Source organism: Halobellus ordinarius (assembly GCF_031823395.1).
Classification (GTDB): domain Archaea; phylum Halobacteriota; class Halobacteria; order Halobacteriales; family Haloferacaceae; genus Haloquadratum; species Haloquadratum ordinarius.
Window position 1 is genome coordinate 144,817 of record NZ_JAVQKJ010000007.1, and the last position, 16,944, is coordinate 161,760.

General features: G+C 63.5%; 13 protein-coding genes and 1 pseudogene. 11 read left to right on the forward strand and 3 right to left on the reverse strand.

The window, feature by feature from the left end:
* Positions 1-92: 92 nt before the first annotated feature.
* From RJT48_RS11690 to RJT48_RS11720, 7 genes are all read left to right on the forward strand, one after another.
* The gene (locus RJT48_RS11690) at positions 93-1,316 is read left to right on the forward strand and encodes a CBS domain-containing protein (protein ID WP_311172463.1); all 1,224 of its coding nucleotides are present in this window, start codon (positions 93-95) and stop codon (positions 1,314-1,316) included.
* A 146-nt stretch (positions 1,317-1,462) separates the two neighbouring features.
* The gene (locus tag RJT48_RS11695; RefSeq protein ID WP_311172464.1) at positions 1,463-1,627 is read left to right on the forward strand and encodes a hypothetical protein; all 165 of its coding nucleotides are present in this window, start codon (positions 1,463-1,465) and stop codon (positions 1,625-1,627) included.
* 387 nt (positions 1,628-2,014) lie between these two features.
* On the forward strand, positions 2,015-3,394 hold the full coding sequence (locus RJT48_RS11700; RefSeq protein ID WP_311172465.1) for a nicotinate phosphoribosyltransferase: 1,380 nt from the start codon (positions 2,015-2,017) through the stop codon (positions 3,392-3,394).
* 223 nt (positions 3,395-3,617) lie between these two features.
* A complete protein-coding gene (locus RJT48_RS11705) occupies positions 3,618-6,368 on the forward strand; it encodes a cation-translocating P-type ATPase (RefSeq protein ID WP_311172466.1) in 2,751 nt (916 codons plus the stop codon).
* A gap of 199 nt (positions 6,369-6,567) precedes the next feature.
* Positions 6,568-7,896, forward strand: coding sequence for a hemolysin family protein (locus tag RJT48_RS11710; RefSeq protein WP_311172467.1), 1,329 nt, complete (start codon positions 6,568-6,570; stop codon positions 7,894-7,896).
* A gap of 85 nt (positions 7,897-7,981) precedes the next feature.
* Positions 7,982-8,593 carry a TlpA family protein disulfide reductase gene (locus RJT48_RS11715; RefSeq protein ID WP_311172468.1) on the forward strand — a complete coding sequence of 204 codons (612 nt, stop codon included), beginning with the start codon at positions 7,982-7,984 and terminating at the stop codon, positions 8,591-8,593.
* A gap of 1 nt (position 8,594) precedes the next feature.
* Complete coding sequence (locus RJT48_RS11720) at positions 8,595-9,269, forward strand: cytochrome c biogenesis protein CcdA (protein ID WP_311172469.1); 675 nt, start codon at positions 8,595-8,597, stop codon at positions 9,267-9,269.
* Between the two features lie 24 nt (positions 9,270-9,293).
* Here RJT48_RS11720 and RJT48_RS11725 read toward each other — a convergent pair whose 3' ends face one another.
* Complete coding sequence (locus RJT48_RS11725; protein WP_311172470.1) at positions 9,294-10,358, reverse strand: Brp/Blh family beta-carotene 15,15'-dioxygenase; 1,065 nt, start codon at positions 10,356-10,358, stop codon at positions 9,294-9,296.
* 101 nt (positions 10,359-10,459) lie between these two features.
* On the opposite strand from RJT48_RS11725, the gene RJT48_RS11730 reads away from it, so the two are divergent.
* Complete coding sequence (locus RJT48_RS11730) at positions 10,460-11,956, forward strand: phytoene desaturase family protein (protein ID WP_311172471.1); 1,497 nt, start codon at positions 10,460-10,462, stop codon at positions 11,954-11,956.
* 47 nt (positions 11,957-12,003) lie between these two features.
* On the opposite strand, the gene RJT48_RS11735 is transcribed toward RJT48_RS11730, so the two are convergent.
* Positions 12,004-13,176, reverse strand: a complete 1,173-nt coding sequence (locus RJT48_RS11735) for an inorganic phosphate transporter (protein ID WP_311172472.1) — start codon at positions 13,174-13,176, stop codon at positions 12,004-12,006.
* A gap of 153 nt (positions 13,177-13,329) precedes the next feature.
* Between RJT48_RS11735 and RJT48_RS11740 the strand changes: the two genes are divergently transcribed.
* Positions 13,330-14,106: a DUF485 domain-containing protein gene (locus RJT48_RS11740; RefSeq protein ID WP_311172473.1), complete on the forward strand. Its 777-nt coding sequence runs from the start codon at positions 13,330-13,332 to the stop codon at positions 14,104-14,106.
* Between the two features lie 122 nt (positions 14,107-14,228).
* Positions 14,229-15,377: a cobalamin-independent methionine synthase II family protein gene (locus RJT48_RS11745; RefSeq protein WP_311172474.1), complete on the forward strand. Its 1,149-nt coding sequence runs from the start codon at positions 14,229-14,231 to the stop codon at positions 15,375-15,377.
* Between the two features lie 218 nt (positions 15,378-15,595).
* Here the strand turns inward: RJT48_RS11745 and RJT48_RS11750 are convergent, their stop codons facing one another.
* Positions 15,596-15,943: a hypothetical protein gene (locus tag RJT48_RS11750; protein WP_311172475.1), complete on the reverse strand. Its 348-nt coding sequence runs from the start codon at positions 15,941-15,943 to the stop codon at positions 15,596-15,598.
* 435 nt (positions 15,944-16,378) lie between these two features.
* On the opposite strand from RJT48_RS11750, the pseudogene RJT48_RS11755 reads away from it, so the two are divergent.
* Positions 16,379-16,816: pseudogene (locus RJT48_RS11755) on the forward strand (bacteriohemerythrin); the annotation flags it as partial.
* Between the last annotated feature and the right edge of the window lie 128 nt (positions 16,817-16,944).

The window sequence follows — 16,944 nt, forward strand, 5'->3', positions numbered from 1 at the left end:
GGTCTTTGTGATACGGCAACAAAGACCATTTGTTGGCAGTACAGATCCATCTGCAGTGAAGCGCAGCCAACCGGAACGGAGAGACACCTACTATGGACATTACAAACATCGTTTCAGACGACTACGTCGAACTGTCCCCGGAGACTCGCGTCTCGAAGCTCGCCAGTACGTTCGAGGATCCGACCGTCAAGGGTGTGGTCGTATACGGCGATGAATTCGAAGGAGTGGTCACGAGGCGACAGCTCGCAACCTCTCACCACCAGCCGAACGAAAAGCTCGGCTCGTTGGTATGGCACGTCCCCCGACTCGCTCCCGACGAAGACGTTCGGAAGGTCGCACAGCTGATGATCGACAGCGACTCCCATCTGCTCCCCGTCTTCGAGGGACGAGAGCTGATCGGCGTCGTCACAGTCGATGGTATCCTCGAGGCGGTCAAACCGTTCCTCGATGCAGCGACTGTCGCCGAAGCCGCCAGTAGCGACCTCATTTCGATCGATCCGGATTCGACGCTCGGAGAAGCACTTCACGTCTTCCGGGAACAGCGGATCACCCACCTTCCTGTCGTCGAGAACGATTCCGCAGTCGGCATCGTGAGTCTCTACGACGTGACGGATTTCACCGTCCGTGCCACGGAACAGAGTCAGTCCGGCGACGCAGCGGGTGTCGACTCGTTCGGCGGGGATATCTCCGCCAGTGCTGGTCGTGCACGAGGTGGTGGGTACGGTGCCCGCGAGGGGGAACTCGCACGACTGTTGGACCTCCCCGTGCGGGACATTATGGTTTCGCCGGTGCGGACGATCACCCCGGCGGCAACGCTCGACGAGGCCGCCGATGAGATGCTCGAGATCGACGCGTCGTCGCTGGTCGTCACGGAAGACGGAACTCCCGACGGAATCGTCACGAAGACCGACATTCTCGACGCGCTCACTTGGGAGGCGGGCGGTAACCGGGGTGTCCAGGTCTACGGCATCGATCTGGTCGACGATATGAGCTACGATGACATCGTCGCGATGATCGATAAATTCGACGACAGGGATCACGGTATGAGCGTCCTCGACGCCAAGATTCACCTCCACAAGCACGACGAGAAACGCCGGGGGACGCCGCTTTTGCTCGCCCGGATTCGTCTCCACACCGACCGGGGGCTGTACATCGCCTCCGGGGAGGGATACGGCGCGAATCACGCGATCAACGAGGCACGGGACGTCTTGGAACGCCAGATTCGGGACAAGAAGACGCACGGCCGGAGCAAAAAACCCCGAAGCGAGGAGTTCTGGGAGAAACGCTTCGGCTGGCTACTCGAGAGCGAAGGTTGACACCCTCCCCGCTCTGGTGAGTGCGGATTCCCGCGTGGGATATTGTGGGTTCTGGATCGCTCTCTGCTACTGATTACGCTCGTCTTTTCCCGCCGAGCGCTGTCAACGGGGGTGACGTTCGGCGGTAAACAGTGAGAGTAACCATTATGAGTGACTCCGACGACGTGGATACGGCCGTCCAGCGGGTACGTGACGCTTTCGACGAGGCAGTGAGTGAGGCCGAAGAACTGAGCGGCCAGGCACGCGAGAGCGTCGAGGACGCGATTGACGACCTCGAGCAGCGGCTCGAATCCCTCCAGGACGAGGAGTGACGGGAATTCTGCCGGGAGGGAGCATTGTACCGGCTCGAACGTGGCGAACTATCGTAGCGTTTGCAACTGATTGCACATCTGATCGCACGTAGTCGTGCGATCAAGTGAGTGAAGACTTGCAAACGCTACGATAGCCGTCCGTACAGACATAGCCGTCCGTACAGACACAGTTGAGGCACCCAGAACGGGTGATTACAATTTCGAATAATCGGCAGCCGGGCCCTCGTCGTGGCAGCAGCGATTCTGACGTTCCACAACCGTCACGGCTGGAGGGGAGGCGATACTCGTGGTTGCGAAGGAAAGCGGAGGGCAGTCGGGGAGGAGATCCACTTCTGCAACGCGGAACCGACACCAGATACTTGGTTTATGATAACGAGCCACACAGGTATGGGGACTAATGCAACCGTCGGATTCGGTTACCTTTCGCCGGACAACATCGGCCTGTTCACCGATCGATACGAACTGACGATGCTCCGGGGATACCGAGACACCGGCCACACCCCACGGGCAACGTTCTCACTGTTTTACCGGTCGTTGCCCGAAAACCGCGGGTACGTCATCGCCGCCGGTCTCGAACAAGCTATCGCCTACCTCCAGGACCTCACGTTCGATGACCGTCAACTCACCTACCTTCGAGAGGAGGGGTTTCCGGAGGACTTCCTCGAGTACCTGGCGGATTTCGAATTTACCGGCGATGTTCGTGCTGTCCCCGAAGGAACCGCTGTCTTCCCGAACGAACCGCTCCTCGAGGTAACAGCACCGATCGACCAAGCGCAACTGTTCGAGACGCTGTTTCTCAATCAGATCGGGTTTCAGAGCCTGATCGCCACGAAAGCCGCCCGGATGCGCGACGTCGTCCGCCGAGAGGGTGACGACCAGCAGCTCGTCGATTTCGGCAGCCGACGAGCCCACGGGACGGATGCCGGTGTCAAGGCTGCCCGTGCCGCCTACGTGGGGGGCGTCGACGGCACCTCGAACGAAGCCGCCGGAGCGTTGTTCGGCATCCCGGTCTACGGAACGATGGCGCACTCGTGGATCCAGAGCTTCCCGAGCGAACGAGCCGCCTTCGAGGCATTTACCGAGGTCTACGGCGAGGAGACAGTACTGCTGATCGACACCTACGATACGGTTGCCGGGGCGAAAACCGCGCGTGACGTGTGCCAGGAACTGGATATCGACGTGCGGGGCGTTCGCCTCGATTCCGGTGATCTCGCCGCACTCTCACAGGAGGTTCGCGAGATCCTGCCGGCCGATATGGATGTGTTCGTCTCCTCAGGCGTCGACGAGTATTTCCTGCAGGAGTTTTTCGACGATGCCGGTGTCGCTGACGGGTTCGGACCGGGAACGTCGCTGACGACGAGCAAAGACGCGCCAACGCTCAATCCGGTGTACAAACTCGTCGCCGTCGAAGAAAAGGGCACGATGCAGCCGAGTATGAAACTCTCGAAAGGGAAAGTGACCTATCCCGGAGCGAAGCGTGTCCACCGGTTCGGCGACGAGACGTTCCACCGCGATGTTCTGGCGCGCACCGACGAGGACATCGGCGGGCGAGAACTCCTTGTCGAGGTCGTGACCGATGGCGAGGTCGTGTACGACTTCCCGGCCCTCGATGAGATCCGCGAGGAGACGATGTCGACTCTGGAACGACTGCCCCCTGAGGTTCGGGCCGTCGAGAATCCTGCTGCGTATCCCGTGGACGTGAGTGACGGGCTCACGACGACTGCGGAGCGGGTTCAATCGGAGTTACGGCGGGAAATGGGGCTGTAGTAGAGAACCATAGCGTCTGTGACATCTCGTCGTCGCAGCGCGTCCCTGGAAGAGAGTACTCAGGTATGATATACTTACACAATATGTCGGTGATTACGGGAGGTCGGTTATCCGATCCGACCGGCGACTGTCTGCGCTCGACACAGCCGGCCCGAACAGCGAACGATGAAGGTTGCCGAAGCCGGGCCCGAACACGTCTGGGAACGGAGAATCTCAGTGAATAATGACACGAGACAAATCCGATGACCAAACCCCGTGGTCGCAGTCGATTACTGACGTCTTGGCGTGGGCGGACGTCTCTCGTGACGAAGGGTTGTCGGACGAGGAAGTAACGCGGAGACTGGAGCAGTTCGGCCCCAATGAGCTTCGCGAGGCCGAAAAACGACACTGGACGGCGGTGCTCGCGGATCAGTTCAAGAGTTTCATCATCCTGTTACTCGCAGTCGCGGGACTGGCGGCGTTCGTGATGGGCGACGTCGTCGAGGCGGTCGCGATCTTCGCCGTCCTCGCCATCAACGGTGCGATCGGCTTCGTCACCGAGATGCGCGCTATCAGCTCGATAGAGAGCCTTCAGGAGATCACGGAGATCGAAACTCGGGTCCGCCGAACCGGTGCGGAAACGACGATCCCAGCAGGCGATCTCGTCCCGGGCGACATCGTGATTCTCGAAGCCGGCGACCTCGTTCCGGCCGACCTACGGATCATCGAACCGTCCAAGCTCCAGGTCGACGAGTCGGCGCTCACTGGCGAATCGGTTCCCGTGGGGAAGACGAGTGACCCGCTCGAGGAGGACGTTCCGCTCGCCGAGCGGGAGAATATGCTCTACAAGGGGACGTACGTAACGCGAGGGTCCGTCGAAGCGGTCGTCGTCTCGACCGGCCCGGACACGGAACTGGGACACATCTCGGCCTCGCTTCGGGAAGCGGCCGAAGAAGAGACGCCCTTGCAGGAGAAACTCGACGAGCTGGGACAGAAACTGGTCCCCTTCCTCCTCGTGGTTGCGACGATTGTCCTCGTGTCCGGGTGGCTCCGTGGGCAGGATCTGTTCCTGATGGTCGAAACCGCCATCGCGCTCGCGATTGCGACCGTCCCGGAGGGACTCCCCATCGTCGCTACGCTGGTCTTGGCACGGGGGATGTGGCGAATGGCGGATCGCAACGCGCTCGTCACCAATCTGGCGTCCGTCGAAACACTCGGCTCTACCACGGTCATCTGCACCGACAAGACGGGAACGCTGACGGAAAATCGGATGACCGTCGCCGAATACGAGCTGGCGAACGGCACCGTCGAGGTCACCGGAACCGGGCTCGAGACTGACGGGACGTTCAAGCAGGACGATCAGGAACTGGACGAACCGCAGGATCCAATCGTGCAAGAAGCGCTCGAAGTGGGAGTGCTGTGTACCAACGCGTCCGTAACCGAGCACGAAAGCGAAATCGAAACGTCTGGGGACCCGATGGAGGTTGCGCTCCTCATCGCGGGGATCAAGGGCGGACTCGACCGGGACGAACTCCTCGACTCGATGCCGGAAGCCCGCGAAGTCTCCTTCGATCCGTCGGTCAAGATGATGGCGACCTACCACGAACTGAACGGAGCGTACACAGTTGCTGTGAAAGGGGCTCCGGAAGCCGTCATTGACTCGGCCACGCACGTGAAGACTGACGGCGATACCGAGGCGCTGACTGACAGCGACCGAGCGGAGTGGCTCGAAAAGGGCGACCGGATGGCTGAAGACGGGTTACGAGTCCTCGCTCTCGCCCGGAAGGAGGTTGACAGCACGGAGACCCCCCCGTACGAGGACCTGACGCTACTCGGCCTGGTCGGATTCATCGATCCGCCGCGCGAGGAGGTCAAGCCGACCATCCAGCGGTGTCAGGACGCCGGGATGCGGGTCGTTATGGTGACCGGTGACCACGCGGGGACCGCGAGGAATATCGCTCACAGTGTCGGGCTGGTCGACTCCGCCGATGTGGAGGTGATCGAAGGCCGCGAACTCGACGACCCGGAGACCCTCTCTCAGGCGGAAACGGACCGGTTCGTGAACGCGTCCGTGTTTGCGCGGGTGAACCCCGAGAACAAGCTCGATCTGATCGACCTTCACCGGACGGCCGGCTCTATCGTCGCGATGACCGGCGACGGAGTCAACGACGCACCAGCGCTGAAGAAGGCCGATATCGGCGTCGCGATGGGACAGCGAGGGACGCAGGTCGCCCAGGAAGCGGCGGATATGATCCTCAGAGACGACAATTTCGGGAGCATCTACCACGCAGTCAGGGAAGGACGGACCATATTCAACAACATCCGAAAGTTCGTGCTGTATCTTATGTCGTGCAACCTTAGCGAGCTTTTGGCCATTTTGATCGCGGCGTTGCTCGGGTTTCCGCTCCCCTTGCTCCCGTTGCAGATTCTCTTCCTCAACGTTGTGACCGATATCTTCCCGGCGTTTGCACTCGGCGCCTGTGAAGGAAGCAGAGATATTATGGATCGCCCACCCAGGGATCCCGAGGAACCGATTATGACCCGAACGCACTGGGGCGAGTTGGGGGTGTACGGACTGCTCATTTCAGCCTCGACGATCGGCGCATTCGTCATCGCTGGTGGGATGTACGTCGGCGGCTTGGAGACCAGAGAGGCCGTCACGATCTCTTTCCTGACGCTTGCGTTCGCGCAACTCTGGCACGTGTTCAATATGCGGGAGATCACATCGGGAATTCTCCGAAACGAAGTGACGGAAAATCTGTACGTCTGGGGGGCACTCGGCCTCTCGACGCTGATTCTTTTCGGTGCCGTCTACCTCCCCGGCATCTCGTTGGCGCTCCGGACAACGCCTATCGGGCTTGACGGATGGCTGGTCGTGTTCGGAATGAGTCTGCTCCCGCTCGGGGTCGGACAACTCGAACGGGAGTACCGGCGGCGGTTCGAGACGCCAACGCTCCCGCCGATACTCGAAAAATTGACATCCTCACTGCCCTGATACTGATTACTCTCGTCTCTTCCCGCCGAGGTCCGCCAACGAGGGTGGCGCTCGATGGTACCGGTGAATCCCCGGCTCCCGGGTGCTGCCGACCAACCAGTCATCCCGTATCCGTTCAGTCTACCATTTTAGTACGTCGGCCGAGAGATACGGGTATGAACGCGTCACGACCGACAGCCGCAGCCAGCCGATTCCACCGATGGTAAACGTCGCACTCTCGGTGGGTCAGCTCGCCATCGCGCTGTTTCTCGTCGTCCTGAACGGTTTCTTCGTCGCCGCCGAGTTCGCCTTCGTCCGGATCCGCGGGACGTCGGTCGACCAGCTCGCCGAAAGTGGACGGGCCGGTGCCGGCTCGCTCCAGACGGTGATGGGCAACCTCGACAACTACCTGGCAGTGACGCAACTCGGGATCACCCTCGCCTCGCTGGGACTGGGGTGGGTCGGCGAACCCGCCGTCGCGTCGCTTTTGGAACCCGTCTTGGAACCCCTGCTCCCGGCGAGTCTGATCCACCTGGTCGCCTTCGCGGTCGGGTTCAGCATCATCACGTTTCTCCACGTCGTCTTCGGCGAACTCGCGCCGAAGACGCTCGCGATCGCCCGGACGCAGACGCTGTCTCTCGCGCTCGCCCCGCCGATGATCTTCTTCTATTATCTCTTTTACCCCGGCATTATCGTGTTCAACGGCACAGCCAACGCGTTCACCGGACTGCTCGGCGTGCCGGCGGCCACCGAGGCCGACGAGACGCTCGGCGAGGGCGAGATCCGGCGGGTGCTGGCGCAGTCCGGCGAGGAGGGCGAAATCGACACGACGGAGGTAGCGATGATCGAACGCGTGTTCGACCTCGACGATACCGTCGTCCGGGAGGTGATGGTCCCGCGCCCCGACGTGGTGAGCGTATCGACGGACACCACGCTTTCGGATCTCCGGGAGACCGTCTTCGCGGCCGGTCACACGCGCTACCCCGTGCTCGACGCAGACGAAAACGACCAGATCGTCGGCTTCGTGGACGTCAAAGACGTCCTGCGAGCAAGCGAAGATGGCGACGCCGCCACCGCTTCGGACATCGCCCGCGACATCGTCGTCGTCCCGGAGACGACGACGATCAGCGATCTCCTGATCCAGTTCCGGGAGGACCGACAGCAGATGGCCGCCGTCATCGACGAGTGGGGCTCCTTCGAGGGGATCGCGACCGTCGAGGACGTCGTCGAGGCCGTGGTCGGCGATCTCCGCGACGACTTCGACGTCGACGAACGGGAACACTCGATCAAAGAGCGCGACGACGGCGAGTACGACGTCGACGGCGGCGTCCCCATCGTCACGGTCAACGACACCCTCGACACCGACTTCGAGAGCGACGAGGTCGGGACGATCGGCGGACTGGTGCTCAGCCGGCTCGACCGCGCGCCGACCGTCGGCGACAGCGTCGACGTCGAGGGTCACGTGCTGGAAGTCACGGGCATCGACGGCACCCGGATCTCGACGGTGCGGATCCGCGAGGGCGACGACCTGGAAGCCACCGAGGAGTGACCAGGACGAACTTGTCAGTGAGGCCGAACAGAATTTGAACGGAGTTTGAACAATCGCTTTGTATACTGCCGTCAGTACTCCGAGTATGACGAACGACTCACACGATCGCTCCGGCAGGAGCAGCCGTCGGACACTCCTCGCCGCAGGCGGCACGCTGGCGACGAGTTTACTCGGGGGGTGCCTGGGCAGCGGTGGGTCGGCCGACAGCGACACCGAAGCCGGCGCGAGCGACGGCGGGTCGACGACCGGCGGGATGGCGACAGAGACAGCCACGCCCACATCGGACGAGTGGCTCTCCACCGAGCTCTCGGCCGTGCGTAGTGGGGAGACGTTCACCGTCGATAGCCTCACGGCCCCGGTGGTGATCCAGTCGTTCGCAGTCTGGTGTCCGAAATGCAAGCGGCTCTCGAACCAACTCGCCCAACTGGACGGGACCTACACTCTGCTCGGACTCAACACGGATCCCAACGAGGACGCCGCCAAAGTCCGGCAGCACGCGGAGGAGAACGACTTCGGCTGGCGATTTGCGGTCGCACCGACGGAAATGACCCAGTCGCTGGTCGACCGGTTCGGCTCGACGGTGGTGAACGCCCCGAGCACGCCGGTGATCGTCGTCTGCGAGTCGGGAACCGCGACGTTCCTGTCGGGCTCCGACAGCACGCGCCCGACCATCCGTCAGACCGCCGAGGAGTGCTGAGATGTCGCTCCTCGGCGAGGCTGTGACCTCGTTCACGCTTGGGCTTGCGACGCCACTTTCCGCCGTCTGTGTCATCCCCCTGTATCCGGGGTTTCTGGCGTTTCTCTCGAACCAGGGCGAGGACGGACGATCGGTCGCCGCGCTTGCGGCGCTGGTCGCGCTTGGGGTAGTGGTCTTTATGGGCGTCGTCGGGATCCTGTTCACCACGCTCCTGCAGACGTCACTGACCGCCGTCGTCGAGGTCGTCTCTCCCGTCGCGTTCGGCCTGCTGGCGCTTTTGGGTGTGGTGCTGATCGCCGACCTCCACCCGCAGTCACGCCTGCCGACGCTGGACCCCCCGAGCACGCGGTATCCGTCGCTTTCGGCCTTCGTCTACGGTGCGTTCTTCGGGGCGATCGTGTTGCCGTGTAATCCCGGCTTCATCTCGGTGTTTTTCGCCCGCGCGTTCCTGTTTTCTGATCCGGTGGCGAGCATCACGAACTTCGGCGCCTTCGGGATGGGGATGGGAACGCCGCTTTTGCTCTTCGGTGTCGCCTCCGAACCCGTCCGGAACCGGGTCCTGACCGCACTCACGACACACAGGCGGGCAGTCAACGTCGGGACCGGGGTCGTGCTCCTCGCGATATCGCTGTACTACCTCCTCTTTGTCTTCGAGGTCGCCGGCACTCTCGGATGATTCTCGGGACGTCCGCAGGCGACCTTAGGGCACGTACCAGATCCCGCGTTCGGTGTCGAAGAGGGAGCCGACGACGACGTGCGGGAGCGCGACGATACTGATGAAGATGCTCCAGAAAGCTACGGCTCCGGGGAGGAGGTCGCTCCCGGCCAGCGGGTTCGGCACGGCCCAGTAGACTGCCGCGAGGACCAGGAACGTCGCGAGCGCGCCGGCGACGAGCACGCCCCACGCACGGAGGGCGACCGCCGACGCCCCGCCGCCGCCGATGATGTCCCACTCCTCGTCGCCGACCGGCTCCGAGTCGACGGTGACCGTCCGGGCGACCTGCCGCGCGGAGTACCAGAAGGGGAAGTACAGCCCGACTGCGATCAGGACCGGCACGGCCGCGAAGTACGCCGCGAGCAGGAGGCTCTCACCGGCGTCGACCAGCCACGACCGGCCGCCGCCGCGGACGTACCCCAGGCCGACGTGCGTCGCGAGCGCGAGGCCGTAGCCCGCCGCGATCAGGGGCCGTGTCGTCCCGAAGTGCGCCGCGTAGGGCCCGAACGCGCTCGGATCGACGAGGCCGACCATCAGCGCGCTGAACGTCGCGAACGTATCGGGGTGGAAGACAATCGGCACGAGCATCACCGCACCGCCCCTGACGCCCGCTGCGAGCCAGCGTTGCGGCCGCGTCCGGAGGTGCTCGGTCCCGGACGTGGCATCCAGTACCTTCACACCGCCGAGACCGCCCTTCGCCATCGCGACGGTCACCGCGAGTGCGAGCCCCAGCACGGGCGCCACGAGCAGCAGGCCGACGAAGCCGGCGATCGCCCCCAGGTAGATCGCGACGTAGCGCCAGCGGAACGACGGGCGTCGCCGCCGGAGGTTCTCGAAGTGTTCGTACCCGCCGTGCGGGAGGTTCAGCGCGACCATCCCGACGAGGTAGACCACCATCTGCGCCCGAAGCGGGACACTCGCTCCCGCCGCCCCTGCGGCGGCGAACCCGACGGCGAGGACGAGCAGTGCCGCCCGCGAGAGCGGCAGCGACGGGTGGGTGTCACTGTCCAGCCAGAACCGACGGACGGAACTGATCCCTAGCGCGTTCATCATCGGGCGGTCAGGACCGGTCGCTTATAAACGATCACCCAAACTCCAATGGATTGAAAACGGCGGTCGCGCCGATAAGCGTCCGGTCCGAACGAGCGTGTATGTCGCATCGGCTCTCGGGAGACACGACGGTCACCGTTATCGGTGGGGGCTTCGGCGGGCTTGCGACGGCCGCCTACCTCGCCGACGCGGGCGCCGACGTCCGCCTGCTCGAACAGCACGACCGCCTCGGCGGTCACGCCGGCGTCCTCGAACGCGAGGGGTTCCGGTTCGACACCGGCCCCTCGTGGTACCTGATGCCGGACGTCTTCGAGCGCTTTTTCGCCCACTTCGGCCGCTCGCCGGAGGATTTCTACGACCTCGAACGGCTCGATCCGCAGTATCGGGTGTTCTGGAAAGACGGCGACAGCGCGACGATCCGGCCGAACCGGGCGAACGTCCACGACCTCTTCGAATCGTACGAGACGGGCGCGGGCGATGCGCTCGCGACGTATCTCGACCGCGCCGAACGGAACTACGAACTGGCGATGGATCGGGTCCTGTACGCGGGCAGAGAGCGGTTCCGCGAGTTTCTGGATCCCGAGTTGCTGCCGCTGGTTCCGCGGTTCCGACTGTTCGGAAATATGGACCGCTACGTCTCCCGCTACGTCGAACACCCAAAACTCCGCCAGTTGCTGGAGTACACGCTCGTGTTCCTCGGCGGCTCCCCGCACAACACGCCCGCGCTTTACAGCGTGATGAGCCACGTCGATCTGAACCTGAACGTCTTCTACCCGGAGGGCGGGATCGCCGGTGTCGTCGACGCTCTCGCCGACCTCGCACGCCAGCGGGGGGCCGAGATCACGACCGGCGTGACCGTCGAACGGATCGAGGGCGCCGCCGGCGACTTCCGCCTCCGGACCGATTCCGGGACGCTCGAATCGGATCTCGTCGTCAGCAACGCCAACCCCGCCTACACCGAGCAGGAACTCCTGCCGCCGTCGTCGCGCGACCACAGCGCCGACTACTGGGAGTCGCGGACGTACGCGCCGTCGGCGTTGATGCTCTATCTGGGCGTCGAGGGCGACGTCGACCCGCTCGAACACCACACCCTCGTCTTCCCGACCGACTGGGACAAGCATTTCAGAGCCATCTTCGACGATCCCGCGTGGCCCGACGACCCCGCGTACTACCTCTCCGTGCCATCGAAGACCGACGACGCGGTCGCGCCCGACGGCCACCACGCGGTCGTCGTTCTCGTCCCGATCGCGCCGGGATTAGACGACACACCGGACGTCCGTTCCTCGTTTCGCGATCAGATCCTGACGGATCTGGCGACCCAGACCGGCGTCGACCTCCGCGATCGGATCGTCGTCGAGGAACGCGCCTGCGTGAGCGAGTTCGGGGAACGGTACGGCAACCCGCAGGGAACCGCCCTTGGACTCGCACACACGCTGTTGCAGACCGGGCCGTTCCGCCCCGGCCACCGGACCGGCCTCGACGGGCTCTACTACACCGGTTCGTACACCGCTCCGGGGATCGGGATGCCGATGTGTCTCATCAGCGGGGAACACGCCGCCACGGCGGTTCAGGCAGACTATCCCGGTCTGCTCGATTGAGGGAGAAGTGTCGGGTAACGCCTGCGGGCGCGGTTGCTGCCGGGTCCTCACCAGACCTGGAACAGGATCGTGAACGTCGCGTAGGCGCCGGCCGTCGAGAGGATCGGAACGACGTTCTGCATCACGATCACCCGCCCGGTCGTCGCGGGATCGAACAGATCCGCCGCCGACGGGATGTCCTCGGGCTCCTCCTCGCCGATCGCCGGCGCCTCCTCGCCGGGGTCTTCGGCCTTGAGGGCGCCGACGGAGACGTTCGGCGAGCTTTCGCCGCGCGCCACGTCCGGGATGGTGGACGTCCGGGTCGCCCGGCCCCAGCCGAGCCCGACGATGGACGTCGTCGCGATGATGACGAAGGAGGCGGGGATGCCGATCGCCGAGAGCCCGGTGACGATGATCGAGGAGACGACGGCCACGACGATAGCGGCCGTCAGCGGCAGGTCCGTGATGTCGTTGCCCAGCGTGTCCAGCGTCCGGCGGGCGATGGTGAACGCCCCGACCGCGACGGCCAGACAGCCGAGAACGATCAGGAGGTTGATGTCGACGCCGACGCCGACCAGCGGCGCGATGGCGTTGGCGATGTTCGAGGTGCCCGAGGAGAAGGCCATCAGACAGCCGATCGAGACGACGACGGCCGCGCCGGCCAGTTCGCGTCGCGTGGTGTTCGGGCCGGTGATCGGGCGGGGAACCGAACCGGAGCGGTCGATCTCCAAAAGCGGGCCGGGCGTGTTCTCGATCGCGACCCACTCGTTGATCCGCGTGTAGAAGTACCGGCCGATCATCCCGGAGACCCAGAAGCCGACGATCGGCGCGACGATCCACCAGATCGCGATCTCGCCCATCACTTCCCAGTTCAGTTCGCCCGCGGCGACTCCGAGGCCGGCGATGGCGCCGACCGCCGTCATCGACGTCGACGCCGGGACGCCGAAGTAGTTGCCCACGAACAGCGCGCCGCCGATGAAAAAGAGCACGACGATGCTGGTCTGGATCGTGAACACGGCGGGGTCGGTGACCAGTTCGGTGCCCAGCGTATCGACGACCCGGCGGCCGATCGTCCACGCGCCGACGAAGAAGAACACCGCCATCAGCGCTGCTGCCCCGGTCTTCGAGATCGCATCCGCCCCGACGGCCGGGCCGAACGCGGGGCCCGTCGTCGCCCCGCCAATGTTGAAGCCGACAAACAGCGAGACGGCGATCCCGACGAGAAGAAGGATTTCGACCATATATGCAAGATTAGTCGCAGTCTCTTAAGCGATTGGACCTCGGCCCGTCCAGTGTGAGTCTCGTGGCCGAACAGACGGCTATTCGTACCTGGAGCAGGAACGGCCGTATATGAACTCGCAAAGCGAACCTGACGAAACCTCACCGAGAGTGCAATGACGCCGGCACGTGTCGACTTCATCGTCGATCTCGCGTACGGCGTGACGATCTTCGTCGCGATCGGACTGATCCTCCTCGTCGGGACGAGCGTCGGCGTCGCGTTCGGCCTCGGCGTCTTGGTCTCCTACGTCATCCACATCGGCTGGAAGATGTCGCGGTTCGATCCCGACTGGATGACCCGCGAGGTGGCCGAACGGATCGAGGAGACCGTCGGCGAGGAAGTCGAGAAGACTGTCGGCGATACGGTAAGCAAGGAAGTCGAGAAGACTGTCGGCGATACGGTAAGCAAGGAAGTCGAGAAGACTGTCGGCGATACGGTAAGCAAGGAAGTCGAGAAGACTGTCGGCGACACGGTCAGCGAGGAGGTCGAGAAGACTGTCGGCGACACGGTCAGCGAGCAGGTCGAGAAGACGGTCGGCGAAACCGTCACCAAAGAAGTCGAGAAGACGGTCGGCGAAACCGTCAGCAAGGAGGTCGACGAGGTCGCCGAGACGGTCTCCGATGAAGTGTCTGACAAAGTCGAAGAAAAGGTCGAGGAAACAGTGGAAGAAACAGTCGAGGAGACGGTCGAGGAGACGGTTAGTGAGGAACTCGACGAGGCTCTGGAGGACGCCGCCGCCGGAGCGGACGAGAGTAATGCGGCCGACGACAACGGAACGGACGAGAGTAATGCGGCCGACGACAACGGAACGGACGAGGGTAACGCGGCCGACGACAACGGAACGGACGAGGGTAACGCGGCCGACGACAACGAGGTCAAAACGGGATCGTAACCCACCGTCTCCGGTAGCCAGCCGACGAATCGGCCTCGGTCAATTGATTACTTCTGAGCATACTCAGAGATATTATAGTACCGTAACTCATATTAGGGTTGGTGGAATCCCCACAGACACGAATGACCGCCGACCGTATTCGGACGACTCACATCGGAAGCCTCCCGCGATCGCCGGACCTGCTCGAACTGCTGAAGCGGCGTCAGGCCGGCGAGACGGTCGACGAGGAGGAGTGGCACGACCGCGTCCGCGAGGCAACCGCATCCGTCATCGAGCGACAGGCCGACATCGGCCTCGACATCGTGAACAACGGCGAACAGCCCCGAGTGTCGTTCAACTGGTACGTCGCGAACCGCCTCACCGGGATCGGCGACACCCGCGATGCGCCGCTGTGGGACGACCTCGCGGACTACCCCGAGTACGCCGAGGACGCCTTCGAGGCGGAGGGAATCGACCTCACGAAGCAGCCGTCGGTCACCGGGCCCGTCGAGTACGCGGGCGAGGAGGCCGCCCGCGAGGAGATCGACACCTTCGTCGAACTGCTCGACGCCGCCGACGCCGACTTCGAGGGAACGTTCCTGACGGCCGCCTCACCCGGCATCGCCGCCGCGACGCTCGTCAACGACTACTACGACTCCCACGAGGAGTTCCTCTCCGTCGTCGGCGACGCGCTCAAACGGGAGTACGAACTGATCGCCGAGACCGGAGCGACGCTCCAGCTCGACGCTCCCGATCTGCTGACGACGGGCCACCGCGGCTTCGGGGACCGGCCGATCGAGAAGCTCAAGCCGATCGTCCGGATGCACGTCGAGGCGCTCAACGAGGCGACGGCCGACATCCCCGACGAGCAGCTCCGCGTCCACACCTGCTGGGGGAGCTACGAGGGACCGCACCACCGGGATAAGCCGCTCGAAGAGATCCTGCCGATCCTCTACGATCTCGACGTCGGCGGCCTCTCGATCGAGGAGGCGAATCCACGACACCAACACGAATACCGCGTCTTTCGCGAACACCCGCTTCCGGACGGCTGGACCCTGATCCCCGGCGTCGTCGACGTCAAAACGAATATCGTCGAACACCCCGAAGTCGTCGCAGACCGCCTCGAGCGCGTCGCCGGGGCTGTCGACGACCCGACGCGAATCGTGGCCGCCCCCGACTGCGGGTTCGACACGCAGGCCGGCCTCGCGATGGTACACCCCGAGATCGCGTGGGCGAAACTCGAAACGCTCGTCGAGGGCGCCGAGGTCGCGACCGAACGGCTGTTCGGCTAGACTCCCACCCTCCCGGACCGTCGGGAGACGCTCCGACCCTCCCGGACTGTCGGGAGACGCTCGCAACACACGATTTCCGACGAGGACGGATATGAACCAGGGGCCGCGACCGCCCGTCAGACTACAGCCGTCGTTTCATAATGATTACTCTCACTTGTTGCCGCCGAGCGCCACTCCCGTTGGCGGTGTTCGGCGGTAAGAGACGAGAGTAATCATTATCACTCCATCGTGGGAAGCGGCTCCACGCGGAACACGTAGTCCTCGTAGACGCCGTCGAGGTTCGTCGGGCTCTCGGCGGCCGTATGCGTCTCACAGAGCGCGGCCGTCGCCTCGACGGCCCCGTGTCCGGTTTCCTCCTGGTATCGTTCGAGCACCAGAAACGTCGCCGGCTCCGAACAGTCGCGGCGGCGGCACTCCGGCGGCCAGTCCTCGTCAGACTCGTCGGTGCGCAGAATCGGCGGTTCCTCCTCGTCTGCACGCTCGCGGGCTTCCCTGATGTCCCGTTGCATCTGTCGCCGCTTCTCGTCGGCGGCCTGCTTCTCGCGTCCTTCCTTGGTGTCTGCCATACTCTCTAGTTCCACGGCGGGAAGCATAATCTTGTGGCCAATTCTCACCTTGGTGCCGCATTTAACTGTCCCCGGTATGGGCAGTTCGATCCGTGTACTGCACGTCGACGCTGCCGCTGATCCCGACGCGGCCGTCGCGGCGTCACTGGCGGGCGAACGCGATCAGTTCACCGTGACGACGGCGGTGTCCGGTTCGAGATTCGGACCTCAGCGTGAACGGGGGACATTCGCGTTGTTACTGTCCAACAGAGACCGCCTTATTACAAAATCTGATATCTAGACGCTGTTCTCCGCCATCCTTATCGCAGAAGATGTTACCCTGAAATTCCGATAGAGGGCCTAAATAACCCGAAATGGCGGAATTTTTAGAAACTGGGAATCATCGGGCCGGCAATACAGTATAAATCCGGAATCTGATAGTGGACGGAGATTCCTATGGCACTCATTGAGTGGGACGACGAGCGATACAGCACCGATATCGACCGGATGGACGAGCAACATCAGCGGCTATTCGAACTCCTCAACGAACTCCACGGAGCGATGGAGGAGGGCCACGCCGAGGAGGAACTCGGCGATACCCTGCGGGAACTGGAGCGGTACACCGAGTACCACTTCGGCGACGAGGAGGAGTTTATGGAGGGCTGTGGGTACGCCCAAGACTGTTCGGAGTGCTTCCACGACCACCAGGAGATGCACGAGAACTTCGCCGCGAAGGTGACCGAACTCCGGGAGAAACACGAGAACGGCGAGTACATCACGATGGAGGTGCTCCAGTTCGCGCGCGACTGGCTCGACTCCCACATCGCCGGAACCCAGCAGGACCAAAGCTACGGCGACTACTACAAGGAGGAGGTCGACGACTACCAGTTCGAGTGATACGGAGGGTTGTACCGTTTCGTCGGTGATCGGACGACGCAGTCCCGTGATCACCGGTGGGAGGTTACAACAGTCCGTATGAGGGCTGGTCCCGCGCGACGGCAGCCACCGACGCGCACGGCGGC